This is a genomic window from Rhodococcus sp. YL-1, assembly GCF_001942025.1.
Taxonomy (GTDB): Bacteria; Actinomycetota; Actinomycetes; order Mycobacteriales; family Mycobacteriaceae; genus Rhodococcus_F; species Rhodococcus_F qingshengii.
Genome location: NZ_CP017299.1, coordinates 2,505,708 through 2,528,916, shown reverse-complemented (window position 1 = coordinate 2,528,916; position 23,209 = coordinate 2,505,708). Strand labels below are relative to the sequence as shown.

The following is a 23,209-nucleotide window of genomic DNA, read 5'->3' as shown; positions in this document are numbered from 1 at the left end:
TGCTCATCCCTTTCCAAACTCTGAAGTGCCTGAATTCACTTTAATCACGTGCTGATCACGCGAGGTCGTATGCGGTCTCTGCGTGTTCGGTCTCATCGATGCCGCGTGCCTCGTCCTCGGCCGAGATTCGCCAGCCCAGGGGCTTGAGTGCGAAGCCGATGATCGTCGTCAGAACGCCGGTGAAGACGAGTGCTGCGAGTGCGATCACGATCTGAACCACCAGTTGCTTGTAGTCGCCGCCGTAGAAGAGGCCGGTTGCGGTGCCGAAGAATCCGATACCGATCGTGCCCCACAGGCCGGAGACAAGGTGAACACCGACGACGTCGAGCGAGTCGTCGAAGCCGAAGCGGAACTTCAGGCCGACTGCGAGAGCGGACAGGATGCCGGCTACTGCGCCGAGGAAGATGGAACCGACCGGGTTGAGCGCACCGGCAGCAGGGGTGATGGCGACCAGACCGGCGACCGCACCGGAAGCTGCGCCGAGGCTGGTGGCGTGGCCGTCACGAATACGCTCGGTAGCGAGCCAGGCCAGGACTGCGGCGCACGTCGCGGTGGTCGTGTTGACCCAGGCGAGACCGGCGTTACCGTCGGCGGCGAATGCCGAGCCGGCGTTGAAGCCGAACCAACCGAACCAGAGGAGTGCGGCGCCGAGCATCACGAAGGGCAGGTTGTGCGGACGGAAGGCGGTCTTGCCGAAGCCGAGACGCTTGCCGACGATGAGTGCGAGGACCAGACCGGCCATACCCGCGTTGATGTGAACGACTGTGCCACCGGCGAAGTCGATCGGAGCGACGTTGGCGACGGTGACTCCGTCGTCGTTGACCGTGGTGCCGAAGAGCTTTGCCGCGATGCCGTCCTCGGAACCCGAGAGGAGTCCGCCGCCCCACACCATGTGTGCGAGCGGGAAGTAGACGACGGTGACCCAGATACCCGAGAACAGGAGCCAGGTGCCGAACTTGACCCGCTCGGCCAGGGCACCACTGATGAGGGCGGTGGTGATGATCGCGAATGTCACCTGGAACGCGATGTCGATGACGTTGGGGTAGCCCCAGGCGCCGGCGATGAAGTTGCCGTCAGCATCGGTGATGCTGTTCTTGAGGCCGAAGAACTCGAACGGGTTGGCAAAAATGCCCCCGATGTTCTCGGTGCCGTAGGACATCGACCATCCCCACAGAACGTAGATGACGCCGATGACGGCCATGGCCCCGAAGGACATCATCATCATGTTCAGGACGGACTTGGACCGAGACATCCCGCCGTAGAAGAAAGCGAGGCCGGGTGTCATCAGCAAGACCAGAGATGCAGCCATCAGCATCCATGCGGCGTTACCGGAGTTCGCCAACAAATCGTCGGTACTCACTTACTACCTCCTAGTCGCACGTGCCGGGCAGCACGTCGTTAAGGAGAAGAGTGCTGGGCTGGTGTTTCGTCCATGGCGCTGTCGCGTTTCGCAGACGTGAACCAATTGCCCAACTTTGTTGCAAACAGGTTTCGCCAGGGAGTTCTACCGTCCCTGTGCGCCTTTTTGGTAGTTCGCGCTACCAAAAAGGCGCACGGGGGCGTCAGCCCAGGAGGGCGTCGACGAACGCACCCGGCTCGAACGGCGCCAGGTCGTCGGCACCTTCACCGAGGCCGACCAACTTCACCGGCACACCCAGTTCATGCTGAACCTGGAAGACGATTCCGCCCTTGGCGGTTCCGTCCAGCTTGGTCAGTACGACGCCGGTGATGTCCACGACTTCCGCGAACACTCGAGCCTGCGCCAGTCCGTTCTGGCCGACCGTCGCATCGAGAACCAGCAGAACGTCGTCGACCGAGGCCTTCTTCTCGATAACCCGCTTGACCTTGCCGAGCTCGTCCATCAGACCGGTCTTGGTGTGCAGACGGCCGGCGGTGTCGATCAGGACCACGTCGACGCCGTCCGCGATGCCCCGTGAGACCGCGTCGAAGGCAATCGCAGCGGGATCGCCACCCTCCTTGCCACGAACAACTTCAGCGCCGACACGCTCAGCCCACGTCTGGAGCTGATCGGCGGCGGCCGCGCGGAACGTGTCCGCGGCACCGAGCACGACGCGACGACCGTCGGCGACGAGCACGCGAGCCAGCTTGCCGGTGGTCGTTGTCTTGCCGGTCCCGTTGACGCCGACGACGAGCAGAACAGCCGGGTGATCATCATGCGGCAACGCGCGGATGGAGCGGTCCAGTTCGGGACGCAGTTCGGCGATCAACACCTCGCGCAGAAGGGCGCGGGCGGCAGCCTCGGTCCGGACGCTGCGGGCCGCCATCTGCTCACGAAGCTTCGTGACGACTTTTTCCGTGGTCGCGGAGCCGAGGTCTGCGATGAGGAGGGTGTCCTCGACTTCTTCCCACGAATCCTCGTCCAGATCGCCGCCACCGAGCAGACCCAGCAAGCTCTTGCCGACTGCTGACTGCGAGCGGGAAAGGCGCCCGCGCAGTCGGTCCAACCGACCCTCGGTCGGGTCGATCTCGTCCAGCACGCGCGGTGCAGGCTCGACTGGCGCGGGAACGACGACGGGCTCGGGAACGACAACAGGTTCTTCGACAACCGGTTCTGCTACCGGCGCCTCTTCTACTACCAGCTCTTCGACAACCGGCTCCTCGACGGCGGCCGGCTTCTCCGCAACAGGTTCTTCGACAACCGGTTCCGCGACAGTTGGTTCCTCGATAACCGGTTCTTCGACGACAGGTTCTTCGACGACAGGTTCTTCGACGACAGGTTCTTCGACGACGGGCGGCTTCTCGGCGACCGGAGGTGTCGGAACCACCGGAGGTGGCGCCGTTGCCGTCGACCCCTGACTGAAGTTGAACCCGCCACCGGCCTTGTAGCCGCCTGACTTGTCCTTCTCGGGGGCGCCGAGCTCCGGCTTCGTCTCGGGCGCCTTCAGCGATACCTGCCCCTTGCGGTAGCGCAGGAATCCGGCAACGAGAACGACGAGTAGTACGGCCGCTACAGCCGCGATGATGATCCAAGCCTGGGTAGTCACCGGCCCATTGTTTCAGGCTCCGACCCGGAAAGTGAGCAGGGCTTACGTCGAGGCCATGTCTTGACCGCGAAGTCGCTGCGAAATCACGGTGGTGATGCCGTCGCCGCGCATGCTGACGCCGTACAACGCATCGGCGATTTCCATCGTCGGTTTCTGGTGAGTGATCACGATCAACTGCGACTTCTCCCGCAATTGTTCGAAGAGTCCGATCAGCCGCCGCAGGTTGGTGTCGTCCAACGCCGCCTCGACTTCGTCCATCACGTAGAACGGGGACGGGCGTGCCCGGAAGATCGCGACCAGCATGGCCACCGCGGTCAACGACTTCTCGCCGCCCGACAGCAACGACAACCGTTTGACCTTCTTACCGGGCGGACGCGCCTCGACTTCGATGCCGGTGGTGAGCATGTCCGAGGGATCGGTGAGGACCAGCCGCCCTTCTCCCCCGGGAAACAATTTCTCGAACACTCCCACGAACTCACGCTCGACGTCGGCATAGGCCTCGGTGAACACCTGCAGAATTCGTGCGTCGACGTCTGCGACCACAGCAAGAAGGTCCTTGCGTGCGGTCTTGACGTCCTCGAGCTGAGTGGAGAGGAAGGTGTACCGCTCCTCGAGAGCTGCGAATTCCTCGAGCGCCAGCGGATTGACCTTGCCGAGGGTGGCGAGGTCCTTCTCGGCCCGCTTGGCGCGCCGTTCCTGAGTCGCGCGGTCGTACGGAAGCGGAGCGGGGGCGGTGACCTGCTCCCCACGCTCCTTGGCCTGCTCGTACTCCTCGATTTCGAGAGCGGTCGGCGGCAGTTCGACCTCGGGCCCGTACTCGGCGATCAGATCGTCGAGGCCGATACCGTACTGATCGAGGATCGACTCCTCGAGTTGTTCGATGCGCAGCGCTGCCTGTGCCTTCGCTACCTCGTCGCGGTGGACGGCGTCGGTGAGCGAAGCGAGTTGTCCAGTCAGTGCTCGGACTATCTCGCGGACCTGATCCAGCTTGGCCGTGCACTCGGTGCGGGCCCGAGCCAACTCGTCACGGTGAGCAAGAGCCGCGGCGACGACGGTCTCGAGTTCGGCCGCCACACGCTGTCCCGATTCGGCCACGGCAGCTGCGACCTCCGCAGCGTGCGCCCTGGCGCGCAGAGCCCGTTCGGCGCGGATCCGCGCTTCTCGTTCGGCGGCCGCGGCGCGGCGAAGCGAATCAGCCTTTCCGCGTACGGATTCCGCACGCTCTTCGGCGGTGCGCACGGCAAGGCGAGCATCCATTTCGACGATGCGCACTTCGGCGAGCGCTGCTGCGGCCATTTCGCGATCGGCAGCGGTCGATTCCGCACCGTGTCCCGGTGCACTGCCGTCGGTTTCGGCGACGCGCAGACGTTCCTCCAGATCCGCGAGCTTTGTCAGCGACTCACCGCGGCCCTCCTCGGCACGCACTCGCTGGGCGGTCAACCGCTCGGATTCCGCGTGGGCGACTCGTGCTGCCTGCCCCAATCTGCCCAACTGCTCGTAGATGGCGGACATGGCAGCGTCCGACTCGTTGAGCGCGGCCAAAGTTTGCTCCGCGGTCTCGCGTCGAGCGGCCTGTTCGGCCAGAGCGCCGGACAGCGCCGCGTCGAGTTCCTCGGATCGGCTCTCCGTTGCCGCCAGTTCCGCTGCTGACGCGTCGATCGCCGCCTGCACCTCGAGCGTGCTCGGTTGCCGATCCGAGCCACCGATCATCCACCCCGAACCGTGCAGATCGCCAGAACGCGTCACTGCGCGAATTCCCTTGTGGTCAGCAACAACTCGAATCGCGTCATCGAGAGTCTCGACCAGGACGACGCCATCGAGGATGGCGGTCAATCCGGCACGCAACTCGTCAGGGCAGTCGATGACGTCGACGGCCGGACGACTACCCGGCGCGATCTCGGCCTCGCGCTTGATCGCCGGTTCACCGCTCACGATCAGTGATGCACGTCCACCGTCCTGATCGGCCAGTGCTGTGACAGCGGAACGAGCAGAGTCCAGCGACTGCGCCACGACGGCGTCTGCTGCCGGCCCCATCGCGGCAGCGATCGCGGCCTCGTAGCCGGGTTCGACGTGAATCAATCCGACCAGCGAGGTGATGCCGTCGTCGCCGCGGTGTTCGAGCAGCCAGCCGCCACCGTCCTTGCGCTGCAAACCCATCGACAGTGCCTCGATGCGCGCCCGGAGCGAAGCGATGCGTTGCCCGCTCGTCTTTTCTTCCTCACGAAGCTCTTCGACGCGCGCGTCGATCATCTCGAGAGCCTCGATGGCGCGTTCGTGATTGGTATCGAGGCCGACTTCACCGGCGTCGAGGTCCCCGATGCTTTCTTGCACCGTGTCGAACTCGGCCTGTGCGGCATCGCCACGCAGACGAGCCTCGTCGATCGCCTCGGTCAGCCGAGACACTTCCGCGTCGACGGATTCGACGCGGGTACGCAGAGTGTCGACCTGACCGGAGAGTCGAGCAAGACCTTCACGGCGGTCGGCGACGGCACGAACTTCTGCCATGTGCGCCCGTTCCGCTTCTGCTGCAGCATCTTCGGTGGCTGCGAGCTGGTCCCGAGCAGCTTCCGACGCCGCTCGCGCGATTTCGACGCCTTCGAGGAGTTCGGCCTCCTCGGCAGCAAGACGTTCGGCGCGCGCCTCCATCTCGTCCGGGTCCTGGCCGCGGTTGCCGACAGGTTCGGAGTCGAGATGACGCGCACGCTCGCGGGCGATGCGCACGGTGGCGTTGACGCGTTCGGCAAGCGCGGAAAGCTGGAACCAACTCTGCGCAGCCGCTTCCGATCCCGGAGTCAGACGAGCGAGAGCTTGCTCCTGGCGCCCGAGTTCGAGGTTGGCCTCGTCGAGCGCAGCCGCCACCTGGTTGTGCTGTTCACGGGCCGCTTTCTCGTCCTGCGCCTGGTCGTTCAACTGGTTTCGACGGGTCACCAGATCGTCAGCGGCCAGACGCATCTTTGCATCACGCAGGTCAGCCTGGACCGTCTGTGCTCGCCGAGCAACCTCGGCTTGGCGTCCCAGCGGTTTGAGTTGCCGACGCAGTTCCGCGGTGAGGTCACTGAGGCGAGCGAGATTGGCCTGCATGGAATCGAGTTTGCGCACCGCTTTTTCCTTGCGGCGGCGATGTTTGAGGACTCCCGCGGCTTCTTCGATGAAGGCGCGTCGATCTTCGGGACGGGATTCGAGGATCGCGGCGAGCCGTCCCTGCCCGACGATGACATGCATTTCGCGGCCGATGCCGGAGTCGCTGAGCAGTTCCTGGACGTCCATCAGACGGCAGGACGAGCCGTTGATCTCGTACTCCCCCGCGCCGTCGCGGAACATCCGGCGCGTGATCGACACCTCGGAGTACTCGATCGGGAGCGCCCCGTCGGCGTTGTCGATGGTCAAGGTCACCTCGGCGCGGCCCAGCGGCGCGCGGCCGGAGGTGCCGGCAAAGATGACATCTTCCATCTTGCCGCCGCGCAGGGCCTTGGCGCCTTGCTCGCCCATCACCCAGGTCAACGCATCGACGACGTTGGATTTACCCGAGCCGTTCGGGCCGACCACACAGGTAATTCCCGGCTCGAACCGAAGAGTCGTTGCCGACGCAAAGGATTTGAATCCCTTGAGTGTCAGACTCTTGAGGTGCATGGGGGGAAACTTTACCGCCAAACCGGTCAGCGTTCGACGAACCCTGTCAGGTCGCCCCTGGCGGTGTCCCAGCTGTCGACCACGAGATCCACCGTGCCCGGGGTAGTGCCGGAGCGCAGCAGCTCCACCAATCGCTCGAGCTGCGTGCGTTGGCCTTCCGCCACGACGAGCACTCGACCGTCACGCTGATTGGACGCATATCCGATCAATCCGAGTTCGAGAGCGCGGGCCCTGGTCCACCACCGGAACCCGACGCCTTGAACGTATCCGTGAACCCACGCCGTCAACCGCACAGGCGCTGCTTCAGCCATGACGCTCAGCCCGCCACACGTTCGAGACGGTGAACGTCACCCAGGAATCCGGTGGTGTAGAGCGCGTTGGGATCCCAGCCCGGTCCGGCGCCGAACTTGACCGCAGATGTGAACGGCAGACCCGAGGCGATCTCACACGAAGATCCCGAATCCGGATCGACGCGAACAACTTTGCCGCCGGCATTGAATGCGACGTACAACGCGCCGTCCGGTCCGACGGTCAGATCGTCCGCCATGTTTGCCGGACCGAACCCGGGGAGCGTGATCGTTCGCACCGGCCCGCCCAGATCGTTTGCGTCGAGGATGTGGACGGCGGTGACCATGTCGAAGGTCGTGCTCACGTAGATCGTCGAACCGGAGCGTGCGAGGCCGTCGACGGTGCCGAGGTCTTCACGAACGATCGAACTGCTTCCGTCACTGTTGACGACCGTGAGCCCCGGCCTGGTGAGTGTGCGGGCAGTGAGGAAACGGTTATCGTCCAGCTGCACAAGCCCGTTCGGCATCACCAGACCGTCGGCGATCGTTGTCACCGACCCGTCTGCGACGTCGACCTTGCGGAGGCTGCCGTCGGCGATTCCGAACAGTCCCGAGACAGTCGAGTTGCCCGTGGTGAAGTACACGGATCCCTCACGCGCGACCAGACCGCCGGGTCCGGTGACGTCACCGACCAAAGTTGTCCGTGTTCCGTCCGGCGCCACTTTCAGCAGTGCACCCGGCCCGATCAGAGCCGACTGCGACAACACCATCGATCCGTTGCCGTCGAATTCGAGGTTCTCGAGCATTCCGGCACCAGTCGTCACGACGCTCGACGTCCATGTGCCGCAACCACCGGCCGAGCCGTCGGCCGGGACCGAGGCCTGCGCTGGAGCATTCAGCGCCACAACGGAACCCAGTGCGATCGCAGCGACAACGCTGCCGGCGCGGAACATCAGGCTTCCGTGTCGAACGACAGAGTGACCTTGGTTCCGGCCTTGAGCGTGCGCCCGACCGTGCATACCTTGTCCACGGAACGCTCGACGAGAGTGATGAGGCGCTGCTGTGCCTCGGCATCCAACTCGCTGAGATCGAGCTCGAGGACCTCGTCGAGCTGCGGGTAGACCTCGTTTTCACGATCGGCGGCTCCGGACACTCGGACCGTCGCGTCGTAGTTGTCACCGAGCCGGCGCGAGATCGGGAAGTCGGAGCTCATCCCCGTGCATGCGGCCAGTGCAATTTTGAGGAGTTCGCCGGGCGTGAAGACTCCTGGCACCGATTCGGAGCCGATGAGAACCTCTGCGCCGCGCGAACTCTTGCCGGTGTAGAGGCGGGTTCCGGTTCGTTCGACCCAAAGCTCCGAGTGAGCCGGGGCGGTTGCAGTGGTGTCGGGAGTCTGTTCAGCCATGACGCAATCTTGCCACTCCGCCGAACCGAAGGGGCGGGAGACCTAGGCGATTCGCCGTGCCCTCGGGGTCGGCTGGCACCGCGGGCAACTGAACGACGATCGATTCATGAACTTCTCACGCTTGATCGGCGCGCCGCATCGCGGGCACGGGAGGTTTTCCTGCCCGTACGCCGACAGCGACCGGTCGAAGTAGCCCGATTCCCCGTTGACGTTCACGTACAGCGCGTCGAAGGACGTACCGCCCTGATCGAGCGCTTCACCCATCACCGAGTGTGCCGCGGTCAACAGTTCTCGAAGTTTGGGCCTGGTAAGCGTTTCGGCGATTCGGTTGCCGTGAATCTTGGCGCGCCACAATGATTCGTCGGCGTAGATGTTTCCGATTCCGGAGACCACCGTCTGGTCAAGAATCGCGCGCTTGATCTCGGTGTGCTTGCCCCGCAGGACTTTCACGACGGATTCGAGATCGAACGCCGCATCCATGGGATCGCGGGCGATGTGCGCCACCGACTCGGGCAGCATCGTTCCGTCGACCTCGACGAGGGGTGAAATCGACCAGCCACCGAAGGTCCGCTGATCGACGAATCGAAGATCGGCCCCGGAATCGAGGGCCAACCGAATGCGTAGGTGCTTTTCCCAGTCGACTGTCGGGGGTTGGACCAGCATCTGTCCGCTCATCCCGAGATGAACCACCAGTCCGACACCGGCAGGCTCGAGAACCAGCCACAGGTACTTGCCGCGACGCTCTGCCGAAGCGATGGTCTGCCCGGTGAGTTGGCCGATCAAGTCCTCGGACCCGAGAATGTGGCGCCTGATCGCGCGGGGATGGAGTACCTCGACGGCCTCGATCGCCGCACCTACAGCATGAGACTGTAGGCCGCGGCGAACGACTTCGACTTCGGGAAGCTCAGGCAAGAGTGAACTCAGCCGGCAAGATCAGGCGTGTCGTCAGCAGCGACTGCGGTAGCAGCGGCATTCTCCGACATCGTCTTCCATGCCGAACTTGCTGCCTTCTGCTCGGCTTCCTTCTTGGAACGACCGACACCGACACCCAAGGGTTTGCCACTGATGAGAACGGTGGCCGTGAATTCCTTGTCGTGATCGGGTCCTGTGGCGGTGATCTCGTAAACGGGAACTCCGGCACCGTGTTCTGCGGTCAGTTCCTGCAGACTCGTCTTCCAATCCAGACCCGCGCCCAGAAGCGGTGCGCGAGTGAGTAGATCGTCGAACAGATCGAGGACGACGCGTCGCGCAGTCTCGATGCCGTGCTGCAGGTGGATGGCGCCGAGAATCGACTCCATACCGTCGGCGAGAATGGACGGCTTGTCACGGCCGCCCGTCATTTCCTCGCCCTTACCCAGCAGCAGGTGTGCTCCGAGTCCACCTTCACCCAGAGTCCTGGCAACCTCGGCGAGTGCATGCATGTTGACCACGCTGGCACGGATCTTCGCCAGATCACCTTCGGATTTGTCCGGGTGGGACAGGTAGAGATTTTCGGTCACCGTGACGCCGAGAACGGAATCCCCGAGGAACTCGAGGCGCTCGTTCGTGGGCAGTCCGCCGTTCTCGTACGCGTACGAGCGGTGCGTGAGAGCCAGGGTCAGAAGACCGGGCTCTATATCTACGCCGACAGCGGCGAGGAGCTTGTCGTGATTGCCCTCGCCGCCGGCGGCTGAAACTGTATTTTCGCTCGTCATAGTCTTTCTCCGGGGAGAACTAGACAGCAGCGGTTACCTGGCGGCCCTTGTAAGTACCGCATGACGGGCATGCGATGTGGGGAAGGGTCTGCTCGCCACAGCCACGGTTGGGGCAGGTAACGAGGGTGGGCACAGTGGTCTTCCACTGGCTACGACGCGACCGCGTGTTGGATCGCGACATTTTGCGCTTGGGGACAGCCACTTCTACTTCTCCTCGGCTTCGGTGATCACAAGATTTTCGCTGGTGTTTGATTCCACGCCAAATTTGGCCGCGAGACCAGCCCAGCGAGGATCAAGTATGTCATGCCCATGCCCAGATTCCGCAATCGCCAGGCGAATGCCACATTCTGAGCACAATCCCAGGCAATCGTCACTGCACAGAGGCTGGAGCGGAAGCGCCAGCCCGACTGCATCGACGATGACCGGTTCGAGGTCGATTTCGTCGTCTTCGACCGCGTAGACCTCTCCCTCTTCCGTCGTCTCCTCGGTGGTGCTGTCCGGGTAAGCGAACAACTCCGTGAGATAGATGTCCACGGTGTCGGTGAAAGGTTCAAGGCACCGCGAGCATTCACCCTTGGTGGGTGCGTGCACGTTTCCGGTGACGAGAACGCCTTCGGACACTGCTTCGAGACGAAGATCGAGATCTATGTCCGCGCCCGCTTCGATCGCGATCAGATCGAGACCGATACGGTTCGGGGACTGAATTGTTCTCTCGACGGTACGCATCGACCCTGGACGACGACCGAGCTTGACCGTGTCCAGCAAAAATCCCGCATCACTTGACTGATGCGACGAACTACGACGATGCGTTGACAAAGAGAACTCACCTAACTGTTGAAACTGGTATGGGCAACCACTCCACAATACGGCAGCTACAAGGCAAATCCCAATTCGATCCACGAAAAAGTGGGCCGCCCCATATCGGACGACCCACCCTCGACTGACTTGTCTGCTCTATCGGCGCCGCTCGGAACGACGATCGTCGTCCTGGTAGTCGGGAACCCCCGAACCCGTTCGAAGCTGTTGACGACCACGCCCGACCGATCGAACCGTTCCGGTGAGGAACTCTTCGAACTCGGCCAACTTGGTGTCCACGTACAGGTCACACTCCGAACGCATCCTGTCGGACTCGGCATGAGCGGCGTCGATCACTCGCGCGGATTCCGCGTGAGCTGACTGGACAACCTCGGTCTGCGACACCAGACGAGCCTGCTCCGCCGTTCCCTCCGCCACCGAATGTTCGTACGAGGCCTGGCCGGACTCGATCATCCGATCGGCCTCGGCACGCGCCCGTCCGGTGACGGCCTCGTACTCACGACGGCCGTCGGTGACGGTCCGTTCCGCTTCTGCTTCGGCGTCCTCGACCAACTGATCGGCGTGCGCACGCGCTTCGGCAACCATGCGATCGGCCTGAGCCTTGGCATCGGACAGAATCCGGTCGGCGTCGTCGCGTGCGTTCTCCACAGTCGAGGTTGCCTCGGCATTGGCGCTGCTGACCGTCTTCTCGGCGTTTGCTCGCGCGTCACCGACCAATTTGTCGCGATGATCGAGGACGTCCTGAGCGTCGTCCAGCTCGCTCGGAATTGCGTCCCGGACGTCGTCGAGTAGCTCGAGTACGTCACCGCGAGGCACAACACACCCTGCGGTCATGGGAACACCGCGCGCCTCTTCGACAATTGCGACCAGTTCGTCCAGTGCCTCGAATACGCGGTACACAAGCAACCCCAATCTCTACCGGCCGAAATCGGCCCACATCGTCACCGGTCCACTCGGACCTGTGCCCGTTCCTGTCCAAGTTTGCCGGAAGAACGGCCAACGGGGTGTCGTCGTGGTCGGTGTGTCGGGGATCAGCTGTTTTCGGCTGCTCGCTCGGCGATACGTGCGAGTAGCCGAGAATGCACTTTGGCCGGCAACATGTCGGAGACGTCGCCGCCGAAAGTCGCGACTTCCTTCACCAGAGAACTCGACAGGTAGCTGTACGTCGGATTCGTGGCGACGAACAGTGTGTCGACGCCCGTGAGCTTCTGATTCATCTGAGCCATCTGCAGCTCGTAATCGAAGTCGTTCGCGCCGCGCAGACCCTTGACGATCGCGCTGAGGCCTTCTTGTTTCGCGTAGTCGACCAACAATCCGTGCCACGACGTGACGCGAACGTTGGGCAGGTGACTCGTCGCGTCTTCGAGCATCTCGATCCGCTCGTCGATCGTGAACATGCCACGCTTGCTCTTGTTGATCAGCACGGTGACCACGACCTCGTCGAATTGCGCAGCAACTCTTCCGATTACGTCGAGGTGACCGTTGGTCACAGGGTCGAAGGATCCGGGGCAGACGGCGCCAGTCATGAGTCCAGACCGTAGCAGGTGGCCAGCTCGATGCGGGCTTCACCGTAGTTCTTGACCTTGATCGGCTCGTAGCCCTGAGGCCACACGGTCTCCGGCGAGCGCGACGATCGTTCGAGTACCACGATCGTGCCCTCCCCCACCCATTTGTTGGCCTGCAGATCGGTGAGCATGGACACGACGGCCTCGTCGGTCACCGCATACGGTGGGTCCGCGATCACGATGTCGTATTCACGCGCGCTCGGACCCGAGACCACGGCCGCAACCGGAGCGGCGCGAACCGTCGCCCCAGGCAACGCGACAGTGCCGATGTTCGCCTTGATGACGGCAGCAGCCTTGGCATCCGATTCCACGAGAACAACGTGCTCGGCTCCCCGCGAGAGCGCCTCGAGGCCGAGAGCACCCGAACCCGCAAAGAGGTCGAGAACCGCGCACCCTTCGAGATCGATGCGCGCTTCGAGAGCACTGAACAGCGCCTCACGAACCCGATCCGACGTCGGACGGGTGCCGCTCGGCGGGACTCGCAGGCGTCGACCGCCCGCGAGTCCCGAGATGATGCGTGTCACTCTGCGGCGCTCTCCCCCGTCGAGACGACTACCAGCAGGTCTCCGCCCTCGACCTGTTGGACGGCGCTGATCGCGATCCGAGAGACGACGCCGGCGCGCGGCGAGGTGATCGCCGCTTCCATCTTCATTGCTTCGATCGTGGCCACGGTGTCGCCGGCCTCGATCTTCTGGCCTTCCTTCACCGCGAGCGTCACGACGCCCGCGAACGGTGCAGCCACGTGGCCCGGGTTGTTCTTGTCGGCCTTCTCCGCCACCGGTACGTCACTGGCAATGGAGCGATCGCGGATCGAGACCGGGCGCAATTGACCGTTCAGGATGCACATGACAGTGCGGTAGCCGCGCTCGTCGGGCTCGGAGATCGCTTCGAGACCGATGATCAGCTCAACGCCGGGAGCCAACTCGACGCGGTGTTCGTCGCCGCGCCGCAAACCGTAGAAGAACTGGTTCGCCGAAAGCCGCGACGTGTCACCGTACTTCTCGCGGTGTTCGAGGAATTCCTTTGTCGGGCCGGGGAACAGCAGACGATTCAGCGTCGCCTGACGGTCCTTCGACGAGCCCTCGAGCAGCACCTCGTCCTCAGCGGACAACGTCGCTTCGGGCTTGGCCTGGCCACGTCCTTCGAGTGCCTTGCTGCGGAACGGTTCCGGCCAACCACCGGGAGGCGTACCGAGTTCACCGCGCAGGAAGCCCACCACGGAGTCGGGAATGTCGAACTTCGCCGGATCTGCGGCAAACTCCTCCGAAGGCACGCCGGCGCCGACAAGGTGGAGGGCGAGGTCGCCGACGACCTTCGACGACGGCGTCACCTTCACGAGATGCCCGAGCATGCGGTCCGCGTCGGCGTACTTGGCTTCGACCTCTTCGAACCGGTCGCCGAGACCGAGAGCAACGGCCTGGGTCCGGAGATTGGAGAGCTGGCCGCCCGGAATCTCGTGCGTGTACACACGTCCCGTCGGCGCCGGCAGTCCGGATTCGAACGGCGCGTACACCTTTCGCAGCGCCTCCCAGTACGGTTCGAGGTCGCACACGTTCTGCAGGTTCAGCCCGGTGTCGAACTCGGAGTGCGCAGCGGCGGCAACGATGGCCGAGAGCGCAGGCTGACTGGTGGTTCCGGCCAGTGCCGCCGAAGCACCGTCGACTGCGTCGGCGCCCGCCTGCCACGCGGCGAAATACGTGGCCAACTGTCCACCGGGGGTGTCATGCGTGTGGACGTGAACCGGAAGATCGAAGTTGCTGCGTAGCGCCGTCACGAGCTTGGTGGCCGCCGGAGCGCGCAGCAGGCCCGCCATGTCCTTGATCGCGAGCACGTGAGCGCCCGCATCGACGATCTCTTCTGCCAACTTCAGGTAGTAGTCGAGCGTGTACAGCGTTTCGTTCGGATCCGACAGATCGCCGGTGTAGCTCAACGCCACCTCGGCGAGGGCCGTTCCGGTCTCACGCACCGCGTCGATGGCAGGGCGCATCTGGTCGACGTTGTTGAGCGCGTCGAAGATTCGGAAGATGTCGATGCCGGTGTCGGTGGCTTCCTGAACGAATGCGCGCGTGACCTTTTCGGGATACGGCGTGTAGCCCACCGTGTTTCGACCGCGAAGAAGCATCTGGAGGCAGATGTTGGGAATCGCCTCGCGCAGTGCGGCAAGCCGGTACCACGGATCCTCGTGCAGGAAGCGAAGTCCCACATCGTAGGTCGCGCCGCCCCAGGCTTCGATCGAGAGCAGTTCCGGCGTCAACCGCGCAACGTGCCCGGCAACTCCGAGCAGTCCGCTGGTTCGAACTCGCGTGGCCAACAACGACTGGTGCGCGTCACGGAAGGTGGTGTCGGTGACGCCGACGGCCTTCTGCTCACGCAGTGCCTTCGCGAAACCTTCGGGTCCGAGTTCGAGCAGGCGCTGACGGCTACCGGCAGGAGGAGGCGTCGAAAGATCGATCTTGGGCAGCTTGTCCTGCGGGTACACCGCCGAGGGACGCTCCCCGTGCGGCTTGTTGACAGTCACATCCGCGAGGTAGGTCAGGATCTTCGTGCCGCGGTCTGCCGAAGAACGCAGAGTCAGCAACTGAGGACGTTCCTCGATGAAGGAGGTCGTCACACGTCCGGCCCGGAAGTCCGGGTCGTCGAGAACCGCCTGCAGGAACGGAATGTTGGTCGAGACACCACGAATGCGGAACTCGGTGACCGCGCGGCGAGCTCGCGCCACAGCGGCTTCTAGGTCGCGACCGCGACAAGTGAGTTTGACCAGCATGGAATCGAAGTACGCTCCGACCTCGGCGCCGAGTGTGGCGCCACCGTCCAAGCGGATACCGGCTCCGCCCGGGGTGCGGTACGCGGTGATACGGCCGGTGTCCGGGCGGAATCCGTTTGCCGGATCCTCGGTCGTGATGCGGCACTGCAGCGCCGCGCCGCGAAGCTTGATCGTCTCCTGTGACAGACCAAGTTCTGCAAGCGTCGAACCGGACGCGATCTTGAGCTGCGACTGGACCAGGTCCACGTCCGTCACTTCTTCGGTGACGGTGTGCTCGACCTGAATTCGCGGGTTCATCTCGATGAAGACGTGGTTGCCGCGCTTGTCGAGAAGGAACTCGACGGTGCCCGCGCACGTGTATCCGATCTCCTTCGCGAAGGCGACGGCGTCGGCACAGATCTTGGCGCGCAACTCTTCGGAGAGATTGGGCGCCGGAGCGAGCTCGATCACCTTCTGGTGGCGACGTTGCAGCGAGCAGTCACGCTCGAAGAGGTGGATGACGTTGCCCTGCTCGTCGGCGAGGATCTGCACTTCGATGTGCCGGGGGTCGATGACGGCCTGCTCGAGGAAGACCGTCGAATCGCCGAAGGCCGATTCCGCTTCGCGCGCTGCGGCTTCGATCGATTCCTTGAGTTGTGAGCGCTCCGCAACGCGGCGCATTCCGCGCCCACCGCCGCCTGCGACAGCCTTGACGAAGAGCGGGAAGGTCATGTCCTCGGCGGCTGCGAGCAACTCGTCGATGTCCGCTGACGGCTCCGAAGACGCGAGCACCGGGAGACCGGCGGCCTTTGCCGCTGCGATGGCCCGAGCCTTGTTTCCGGTCAACTCGAGGATCTCGGCGGACGGGCCGACGAACTTGATGCCTGCCTCGGCACACGCCGCCGACAAGTCCGGGTTCTCGGAGAGGAAACCGTAACCGGGGTAGATGGCGTCGGCTCCGGCGCTCTTGGCGGCGGCGACGATTTCCTCGACCGAGAGATACGCGCGAACGGGGTGACCCTTCTCCCCGATCTGGTAGCTCTCGTCTGCCTTGAGACGGTGGATCGAATTCCGATCCTCGTACGGGAACACCGCGACGGTTCCGGCACCTAGTTCGTAGGCGGCGCGGAAGGCACGGATCGCAATTTCGCCGCGGTTCGCGACGAGCACTTTGGAGAACATTCGAGAAAACTACCCCGATTTCATCTTGCGTCTACATGCGGAGTCTCATATTTCGGACTGAATCGAGAAACCAACCCGGCGGTCCTCGTGCTATTCGATTTCAGCTTGTCGTCATACCCTTCACGACTTCTCGAGGTACTCGATCCGGTCGGAGTCCAGGGCGGCGGTCACCATGGAAGCGAGGGCGGGATGACCGTCGAGCGACGGATCGGAGTCGACGATTCCCTGAGCGAACTCCCTGGCGGACTCGAGGATGTCTCCATGGGCCATGAGGGAAAGCAGCCGCAGATTCGAGGTTGTGCCCGACTGCGCCGCACCGAGGATGTCTCCTTCACGTCTGGTCGCGAGGTCGAGTTGAGCCAGTTCGAACCCGTCGTTGGTCGCTGCCACCGCCGAGAGCCGCTCGTACGCCGGCCCCCCGGGATTGCTTCCGGTGACGAGGATGCACAGGCCCTGGTGTTTCCCTCGACCGACGCGGCCACGCAACTGATGGAGCTGACTGACGCCGAACCGCTCGGCGTCGACGATCACCATCACCGTCGCGTTCGGAACGTCGACACCGACTTCGACAACGGTCGTACAGACGAGGACGTCGATGTCACCGACGTTGAACGCGCTCATCACCACGTCCTTTTCGTCGGAAGGCAGTCGACCGTGCAGCAACCCGACTCGCAGATCGGCCAGCGGACCACTCGACAACTCTTCGAAGACGTCGACCGCCGACTTGGTCTCGGGCTGCTTCTCCTCGGTGAACTGGTCTTCGCCTGCACCCTGCTCGCCGTCACCGATCCGCGAGCACACGACATACGCCTGACGGCCGTCGGCTACGTCCTCACGGATTCGTTCCCATGCGCGATCGACCCACTGCGGCTTCTGCTTCGCGGGCACGACACTGCTCTTGATCGGGGTTCGCCCACGTGGAAGCTCTCGCAGGGTCGAGACCTCGAGGTCGCCGAGCACCGTCATGGCGATGGTTCGCGGAATCGGCGTTGCCGTCATCACCAGCAGATGCGGACTCAGTCCTTCACGGCCACGTGATCGCAACTGATCACGTTGCTCGACGCCGAAGCGGTGTTGCTCGTCGACGACAACCATGCCGAGGTTGAAGAACTCGACGTTGTCCTGAATGAGCGCATGGGTACCGATGACGATCCCGGCGTCGCCGGTCACGGCTTCGAGCAGCGCTGCGCGCTTCGCAGCGACTGGCAGCGAGCCGGTAAGAAGGGCGATACGGGTGGAATGTTCGGCAGAACCGAGTTCACCACCTGCAGCCAGCGAGCCCATCATCTTGCGCAGTGATCGCGCGTGCTGATTTGCCAGGACCTCGGTGGGTGCGAGCAATGCGCACTGATAACCCGCATCGACGACCTGCAGCATCGCGCGCAGAGCCACGATCGTCTTGCCTGACCCGACCTCGCCCTGAAGAAGGCGGCTCATCGGGTGTGGGCGGGCAAGGTCGGTGGAGATCTCCTCCGCGACTGCTTGCTGTCCCTCCGTCAGAGTGAACGGGAGCATCTCCTCGAACTGGTCCGCGATCCCGCCGGCGACCGGAGCGCAGGCCGGAGCCACACGCTCGGAATTGTCGTGACGACGCATCGCGAGGACCAACTGCAGAGACAGCGCCTCGTCGAAACGCAGACGATCCTGTGCTCGTTCGATGTCTTCCTTGGTATCTGGCAGGTGAACGGTGCGCAGCGCCTCGTCCAAACCGATGAATCCGTGCTCGGCCCGAGTCTCGGCGGGCAACGGCTCCTCGATCGGATCGAGTTGGTCGAGCACTTGCCGCACGCACCGCATGATGGTCCAGCTCTCGACCTCGCGGGTCGCCGGGTACAGCGGGATCAACGCGCGGTCGAAGACGGACAGATCGAGTTCGGCGCCGGGATCCTGATTTGCGCGAGCCAGGCCCGCAAGGTCACCGGCTCCCTTGATGGATGCAAGCGGAACTACCGAATCCTCTTCGCCGACACGAGGTTCCGGGAGAATCAGGTAGCTCGGATGAGTGAGAGACCACTTGCCGCGGAAGTACTTCACCGTCCCGGAGAACATCGCCCGAACGCCGGGCTTGATGACGTGCCGCACCTTCTGCGGGTTGAAGAACGTGACGTCCACGGTCTGCGAATCAGTCGCCAGCGATACTCGCAACATCTGCCCCGGACGGTTCTTCATCTTCACGACGGCCGCCGACGCCACCCGCGCGATGATGGTGATGTGCTCACCCTCGGGCGGCTCCTTCTCGGCAAGCTCCTTGCCTGCCGACGCGTACCGGTGTGGGTAGTGACGCAGCAGGTCCTCGACGGTGCGGATCTCGAATGCCTCGTCGAGCGCGTCCGCGGTCTTCTTTCCCAGCAGCCGATCGAGTGGGTCGGCGAGCGTCGCCATCAGTTCCTCCAGCACAGTGTCGCGGTAAGCACATGTGTTCGTATATCAGCAGTCACCGACAGACCCGGTTCGATCACTCCACGCCCAACTGGAACAGGTCACCCGGCTGATCACCCTGATAGACGAGCACGTCGACGCCCGGGTGGTGCGCGACGACGTGCGCCTCGAGCTGCCCGGCCAGGTCGTCCGGCGCGTCTGCGCCCATGAGTAGGGTCACGAGTTCGCCACCGGATCCGAGCGCGAGGTCGACCAGTCGCGCACTCGACTCCGCGACGTCGGGACCGATGAGCACCACCTCGTGCCCCATCAGACCGATCGCGTCACCCGGATCACATGTCCCGACGTAGGTCAGCGAACGCTCGACCGCGATCCGCAACGATCCCCATCGCGTGGCGGCCGCCGCCTCGGACATCGTGAAGCCGTCGTCGGCGACGTTGCGCTGAGGGTCGTGAACGGCAAGTGCTGCCAGGCCCTGGACCATCGACGACGTCGACAGCAGCAGAACCTGGTGAAGCGGATCGCGTGCAGCGGCACTGACTGCGACGAGTTCCTGAGCGGTCAAAGCTCCGTTCGGAAGCACCAGAACTTCGCTGCGTTCCATTTGACGAATGCGGCCGAGCAGTTGTGCGCGTGTCACCGGCGCATCGTCGCACCGAAGAACCGTCGCACCCTCACTCTCGAACAACGCCGCCGCGCTGTCACCGGCAACGACGGCCAGTACGCCGCGCGCGCCGGCCCCGGGGAATCGCCTCTCCGCCCGTGCCACCAACTGGTCGCGTTCGTCGACGAGAAAACTGCTGATGCGAATACCGTGAACCTTCCCGGCCTCGAGGCCGGCTTCCACGGCTGCACCGGCATCGCAGCAATGCACGTGCACCGACCAGCCGCCGAAACCGTCGCTGACGATGACCGTCGAATCTCCGAGGACGGACAGCCGCGTGCGCAGCGCCGTCATGCGATCGTCGTCGGAGTCGTCGACGAGGTACATGACCTCGAAATCCTGTTCCGAGTGATCACCACATTCGATCGGGCTCTTGTGAGCCCAATCGTGATCGAATGCGCTGACGTCGACAACTGCGCTCGACCTCGGGTCCGGCGTCCCCAGATCTTCGCGAACCTGCGGCTTCCCGGTCAGCACCTCGACAAAGGCGTCGAGGATCAGAACCAGACCGAATCCCCCGGCATCGACCACCCCGGCGGACGCGAGAACGTCCAGTTGCTCCGGCGTCTTGTTCAGTGCGACCGCAGCGGCGTCGGCAGCGGCGGCAACCACGGATGCAAGATCCTCGCCGCTCGGTGTCCTGGTGTCGACGCACTCCTGCGCTGCTTCTCCCGATGCACGCAATACCGTGACGATGGTGCCTTCCACCAGATCGGAGACAGCCCGAGAGGCCAGCGTCGTCGCCGTGGTCAGCGAGTTCGCGAAGCTACGGCCGTCGATGTGCTCACCTTGAACGCTCTCGGCGATGCCCCGGATCACCTGGGAGAGGATCACTCCGGAATTACCGCGAGCACCGGACACGGCGCCCCGAGCCAGAGCGTTGGCGACGCGGCCCGCACTGCGGACGTCGTCCTCGATCGTCTCAGCGGAATCGAGTGCAGCCCGCATCGTGAACAGCAGATTGGTGCCGGTATCCGAATCAGGGATGGGAAAGACGTTGAGGTTGTTGATCTCACCGCGACGTTTCTGGAGGCTGTCGACCGCCCGGCGGGCCCAGCGCCGCAGCAGATGTCCGTCCGCGACGGATTCCGCTTCTTCGGCGACGCGTTGCACTTCCCCCACTGACGGTTCCCCTCGACGATGGAAAGACTGACGATGAAAAAGAGATCGGTGATCGGTGCAGTCGAGGGTAGTCCGACGCTTCTGCGCAACCGTCATTACCGGGCGGTTTGGCCATTCGGGCCGGAAGCGGTTACTCTTACACGGTTGCCTCGAACGGGCTACACGAAATAATGCTGCACTTTGTTTGTTGCTGATTGACTGTTTTCACGTTCGGCTGCACAGTGAGCGGTCAAGGATCGGTTCGAAGTCGAGTATATTCGGATTGTAATTCTGGCTGCCCTACCGTGTAGGGTAACCACTTCAATATTCATTTCTAACAAGGAGTTCGCGACTATGGCTGCCGTCTGCGACGTATGCGCCAAGGGGCCCGGCTTCGGTAAGTCGGTCTCGCACTCGCACCGGCGTACCAATCGTCGCTGGAACCCGAACATTCAGTCTGTTCGTACCGAGGTTGCCCCGGGTAACACCCGTAAGGTCAACGTGTGCACCTCCTGCCTGAAGGCAGGCAAGGTCGCTCGGGGCTGATTGCCCGAGCACAAACTATTGCAGGCTCTGCCCCCGTCACTTCGGTAACGGGGGCAGAGCTGTATCTATGTGGCTGTATCTATGTGTCCCCGTGTTTCGCATGGCTGTCGGACACCCGTAATGTGCGTTGAGTGACTTCCATCGATGACCTGAGCAAAGTGACCCTCGACGAGGGCGTACTCCGCATCACCATTTCCACCGCCGCCAACGGCACCTCCCTCGACGACGAAGGACTGGTTCAGGGCGCGCAGGCGCTCGAGACAGTCGGAAACGACATCGGGAGCATCCTTCTGGTCGGCGAAGGCGCAAACTTCTGTGCCGGCGGCAACGTCCGTGCGTTCGCCGCAGCCCCTGACCGCGGCGAGTACGTGGCCGAGGTTGCCCGCGTCTTCCACGTGTTCGTTCGCGCGCTCGACGCTGCGACCGCTCCAGTGGTGGCCGGGGTCCACGGATGGGCTGCCGGCGCCGGAATGAGCCTGGTCTGCCTCGCCGACGTCGCAATCGGCGGCACCGGCACCAAGCTTCGCCCCGCGTACCCCTCCATCGGTTTCACCCCGGACGGCGGAATGTCGTGGACGCTTCCACGCATCGTCGGCGTGGCACGCGCTCGCGAGATTCTTCTCAACGATTCGGTGATCGGTGGCGACGAAGCCGTCCGCCTGGGGATCCTCACCCGACTCGTCGGTGACGACGAGGTCCAAGAAGAGGCAGCTCGCCTCGCCCGCGCTCTGGCCAACGGACCGAGTACGTCGTACTCGGGAATCAAAGCACTGCTGCGTTCGTCGCGGACGAACTCGCTCGCCGAGCAACTCGACGCCGAAGCCGCGTCCATCGCCCTCGCGGCGAACAGCCCGATCGGGCGCGAGGGTGTCGACGCATTCGTCGACAAGCGTCGCCCCGATTTCACTTCCGCAAAGCAGGCCTAGTCGAACTGCCGTGCCGAACGTCGCGACTCGACGTTCGGCAGGCCGGTTCGTGCAGACACCGTTCGATCAGCCCAGATTCCAGTCGACCGGATCGGCTCCGAGTCCGGTCAAGAGTTCGTTCGCACGACTGAAGGGGCGCGAACCGAAGAAGCCACGCGAGGCCGAAAGCGGTGACGGGTGCGCGGATTCGATGATCGGTGTGTCGCCGAGCATCGGCGCGAGAGTGGCCGCGTCACGACCCCACAAGATCGCCACCATCGGCGACGACCGCGCGACCAGAGCGCGGATAGCCTGCTCGGTCACCGGCTCCCAGCCCTTCTTACGATGAGAAGCGGCTTGACCCGGCTGCACGGTGAGAACGCGATTGAGAAGCAGCACACCTTGTTTCGACCACGGCGTCAGATCGCCGTTCGGCGGTATCGGCAACCCGAGATCCTGGTGATACTCCTTGTAGATGTTGCCGAGACTTCGCGGAACCGGCCGCACGTCCGGTGCAACCGAAAAGCTCAACCCGACAGCGTGACCGGGCGTCGGATAAGGGTCCTGACCGACGATGAGCACTCGAACGTCCTCGAAAGGGTTCGTGAACGCACGCAAAACGTTCTCCCCCGCCGGTAGGTACTCCCGTCCCGCAGCGATCTCTTCGCGCAAGAACTTACCCATCGCGGTGATCTGCTCCGACACCGGTTCGAGTGCTCGCGCCCACCCTGGGTCGACGATCTCTGCAAGCGGCGCCATCAGTCGAGCCTGCGCAACGCGTCGCGGTAGTACGCCGCATTGGCTGCGTACATCTTGACGTTGCCGTCGAGGTGACCGAGCGGAACCTCGTATCCCGCACGGACCTTGGCGGGGACACCGAGTGCCATGCTGCGCGGCGGAACCTGCATCTTGTTGGCCACCACCGCACCAGCGGCGACGATCGACCCCGTCCCGATCACCGTTCCGTTGAGAACAACTGACCCCGACGCGATCAGGCAATGGTCCTCGATGGTCGATCCCTCGATGTGCGCGTTGTGGCCCACGACGCAACCGGAACCGATGACAGTCGCATCGATGGCGGTGCAATGGATGACGGTTCCGTCCTGGATGTTCGATCCGATTCCCACCGAAATGGTTCCGTAGTCACCACGCAATACCGCTTGCGGCCAGATCGAGGTACCCGCTGCGAGAGTCACGGCGCCGATCACCACCGCGTCCGGGTGGACGTATGCGTCCGGATGAATGTCCGGAACTCTGTCTCCAAGTGCATATACAGCCATGAAAGCA

Annotated in this window: 20 protein-coding genes; 2 read left to right on the top strand and 18 right to left on the bottom strand. The window is 63.6% G+C overall.

From position 1 onward, the window contains the following. Nucleotides 1–55 precede the first annotated feature (55 nt). From BH682_RS11835 to BH682_RS11760, 16 genes are all read right to left on the bottom strand, one after another. Complete coding sequence (locus tag BH682_RS11835; RefSeq protein WP_042450902.1) at nucleotides 56–1,315, bottom strand: ammonium transporter; 1,260 nt, start codon at nucleotides 1,313–1,315, stop codon at nucleotides 56–58. Nucleotides 1,316–1,562: 247 nt separating this feature from the next. After that, complete coding sequence (ftsY, locus tag BH682_RS11830; RefSeq protein ID WP_075832945.1) at nucleotides 1,563–3,005, bottom strand: signal recognition particle-docking protein FtsY; 1,443 nt, start codon at nucleotides 3,003–3,005, stop codon at nucleotides 1,563–1,565. 42 nt (nucleotides 3,006–3,047) lie between these two features. Next, a complete protein-coding gene (gene smc / locus BH682_RS11825; protein WP_075832943.1) occupies nucleotides 3,048–6,635 on the bottom strand; it encodes a chromosome segregation protein SMC in 3,588 nt (1,195 codons plus the stop codon). Between the two features lie 26 nt (nucleotides 6,636–6,661). Beyond that, nucleotides 6,662–6,946 (bottom strand): acylphosphatase, encoded by a 285-nt coding sequence (locus BH682_RS11820; protein ID WP_007729313.1) that lies wholly within the window; start codon nucleotides 6,944–6,946, stop codon nucleotides 6,662–6,664. A gap of 5 nt (nucleotides 6,947–6,951) precedes the next feature. Next, a complete protein-coding gene (locus BH682_RS11815; protein WP_075832941.1) occupies nucleotides 6,952–7,875 on the bottom strand; it encodes an SMP-30/gluconolactonase/LRE family protein in 924 nt (307 codons plus the stop codon). Next, on the bottom strand, nucleotides 7,875–8,327 hold the full coding sequence (locus BH682_RS11810) for an OsmC family protein (protein ID WP_075832939.1): 453 nt from the start codon (nucleotides 8,325–8,327) through the stop codon (nucleotides 7,875–7,877). Before BH682_RS11810 ends, BH682_RS11815 begins: the two co-directional genes overlap by 1 nt. 42 nt (nucleotides 8,328–8,369) lie before the next feature. Further along, nucleotides 8,370–9,239: a bifunctional DNA-formamidopyrimidine glycosylase/DNA-(apurinic or apyrimidinic site) lyase gene (gene mutM, locus BH682_RS11805; protein ID WP_003942752.1), complete on the bottom strand. Its 870-nt coding sequence runs from the start codon at nucleotides 9,237–9,239 to the stop codon at nucleotides 8,370–8,372. An 8-nt stretch (nucleotides 9,240–9,247) separates the two neighbouring features. Next, nucleotides 9,248–10,021, bottom strand: a complete 774-nt coding sequence (gene rnc, locus BH682_RS11800) for a ribonuclease III (RefSeq protein WP_003942759.1) — start codon at nucleotides 10,019–10,021, stop codon at nucleotides 9,248–9,250. 19 nt (nucleotides 10,022–10,040) lie between these two features. Beyond that, nucleotides 10,041–10,223: a 50S ribosomal protein L32 gene (rpmF, locus tag BH682_RS11795; RefSeq protein WP_007729318.1), complete on the bottom strand. Its 183-nt coding sequence runs from the start codon at nucleotides 10,221–10,223 to the stop codon at nucleotides 10,041–10,043. 2 nt (nucleotides 10,224–10,225) lie between these two features. After that, complete coding sequence (locus BH682_RS11790) at nucleotides 10,226–10,786, bottom strand: YceD family protein (protein WP_007729319.1); 561 nt, start codon at nucleotides 10,784–10,786, stop codon at nucleotides 10,226–10,228. Nucleotides 10,787–10,975: 189 nt separating this feature from the next. Beyond that, nucleotides 10,976–11,737, bottom strand: coding sequence for a DivIVA domain-containing protein (locus tag BH682_RS11785; RefSeq protein ID WP_003942696.1), 762 nt, complete (start codon nucleotides 11,735–11,737; stop codon nucleotides 10,976–10,978). 131 nt (nucleotides 11,738–11,868) lie between these two features. Continuing rightward, nucleotides 11,869–12,363, bottom strand: a complete 495-nt coding sequence (coaD, locus tag BH682_RS11780) for a pantetheine-phosphate adenylyltransferase (protein ID WP_003942776.1) — start codon at nucleotides 12,361–12,363, stop codon at nucleotides 11,869–11,871. Continuing rightward, the gene (gene rsmD / locus BH682_RS11775) at nucleotides 12,360–12,926 is read right to left on the bottom strand and encodes a 16S rRNA (guanine(966)-N(2))-methyltransferase RsmD (protein ID WP_064444394.1); all 567 of its coding nucleotides are present in this window, start codon (nucleotides 12,924–12,926) and stop codon (nucleotides 12,360–12,362) included. The genes coaD and rsmD overlap by 4 nt, the downstream gene beginning before the upstream one ends. Continuing rightward, nucleotides 12,923–16,327 carry a pyruvate carboxylase gene (locus BH682_RS11770; RefSeq protein ID WP_003942675.1) on the bottom strand — a complete coding sequence of 1,135 codons (3,405 nt, stop codon included), beginning with the start codon at nucleotides 16,325–16,327 and terminating at the stop codon, nucleotides 12,923–12,925. The genes rsmD and BH682_RS11770 overlap by 4 nt, the downstream gene beginning before the upstream one ends. A gap of 120 nt (nucleotides 16,328–16,447) precedes the next feature. Then, nucleotides 16,448–18,709 carry an ATP-dependent DNA helicase RecG gene (gene recG / locus BH682_RS11765; protein WP_063316741.1) on the bottom strand — a complete coding sequence of 754 codons (2,262 nt, stop codon included), beginning with the start codon at nucleotides 18,707–18,709 and terminating at the stop codon, nucleotides 16,448–16,450. A gap of 73 nt (nucleotides 18,710–18,782) precedes the next feature. Beyond that, the gene (locus BH682_RS11760) at nucleotides 18,783–20,492 is read right to left on the bottom strand and encodes a DAK2 domain-containing protein (RefSeq protein WP_050656645.1); all 1,710 of its coding nucleotides are present in this window, start codon (nucleotides 20,490–20,492) and stop codon (nucleotides 18,783–18,785) included. Nucleotides 20,493–20,825: 333 nt separating this feature from the next. On the opposite strand from BH682_RS11760, the gene rpmB reads away from it, so the two are divergent. Together rpmB and BH682_RS11750 are read left to right on the top strand one after the other, a co-directional pair. Continuing rightward, a complete protein-coding gene (gene rpmB / locus BH682_RS11755; protein WP_003942669.1) occupies nucleotides 20,826–21,017 on the top strand; it encodes a 50S ribosomal protein L28 in 192 nt (63 codons plus the stop codon). A gap of 131 nt (nucleotides 21,018–21,148) precedes the next feature. Beyond that, a complete protein-coding gene (locus tag BH682_RS11750) occupies nucleotides 21,149–21,943 on the top strand; it encodes an enoyl-CoA hydratase-related protein (RefSeq protein WP_019747947.1) in 795 nt (264 codons plus the stop codon). 66 nt (nucleotides 21,944–22,009) lie between these two features. Here BH682_RS11750 and BH682_RS11745 read toward each other — a convergent pair whose 3' ends face one another. Both BH682_RS11745 and BH682_RS11740 read right to left on the bottom strand, forming a co-directional pair. Beyond that, entirely contained in the window at nucleotides 22,010–22,681 is a 672-nt protein-coding gene (locus BH682_RS11745) for a uracil-DNA glycosylase (protein WP_042450832.1), read from the bottom strand. Then, the gene (locus BH682_RS11740) at nucleotides 22,681–23,202 is read right to left on the bottom strand and encodes a gamma carbonic anhydrase family protein (protein ID WP_007729328.1); all 522 of its coding nucleotides are present in this window, start codon (nucleotides 23,200–23,202) and stop codon (nucleotides 22,681–22,683) included. The genes BH682_RS11745 and BH682_RS11740 overlap by 1 nt, the downstream gene beginning before the upstream one ends. Between the last annotated feature and the right edge of the window lie 7 nt (nucleotides 23,203–23,209).

Coding starts and splice junctions, on each gene's coding strand:
- BH682_RS11835 (WP_042450902.1), bottom strand. CDS start 1,315: ATGCTGATGGCTGCATCTCTGGTCTTGCTGATGACACCCGGCCTCGCT.
- smc (WP_075832943.1), bottom strand. CDS start 6,635: ATGCACCTCAAGAGTCTGACACTCAAGGGATTCAAATCCTTTGCGTCG.
- BH682_RS11820 (WP_007729313.1), bottom strand. CDS start 6,946: ATGGCTGAAGCAGCGCCTGTGCGGTTGACGGCGTGGGTTCACGGATAC.
- BH682_RS11815 (WP_075832941.1), bottom strand. CDS start 7,875: ATGTTCCGCGCCGGCAGCGTTGTCGCTGCGATCGCACTGGGTTCCGTT.
- BH682_RS11810 (WP_075832939.1), bottom strand. CDS start 8,327: ATGGCTGAACAGACTCCCGACACCACTGCAACCGCCCCGGCTCACTCG.
- rnc (WP_003942759.1), bottom strand. CDS start 10,021: ATGACGAGCGAAAATACAGTTTCAGCCGCCGGCGGCGAGGGCAATCAC.
- coaD (WP_003942776.1), bottom strand. CDS start 12,363: ATGACTGGCGCCGTCTGCCCCGGATCCTTCGACCCTGTGACCAACGGT.
- BH682_RS11770 (WP_003942675.1), bottom strand. CDS start 16,327: ATGTTCTCCAAAGTGCTCGTCGCGAACCGCGGCGAAATTGCGATCCGT.
- recG (WP_063316741.1), bottom strand. CDS start 18,709: ATGGCGACGCTCGCCGACCCACTCGATCGGCTGCTGGGAAAGAAGACC.
- rpmB (WP_003942669.1), top strand. CDS start 20,826: ATGGCTGCCGTCTGCGACGTATGCGCCAAGGGGCCCGGCTTCGGTAAG.
- BH682_RS11745 (WP_042450832.1), bottom strand. CDS start 22,681: ATGGCGCCGCTTGCAGAGATCGTCGACCCAGGGTGGGCGCGAGCACTC.
- BH682_RS11740 (WP_007729328.1), bottom strand. CDS start 23,202: ATGGCTGTATATGCACTTGGAGACAGAGTTCCGGACATTCATCCGGAC.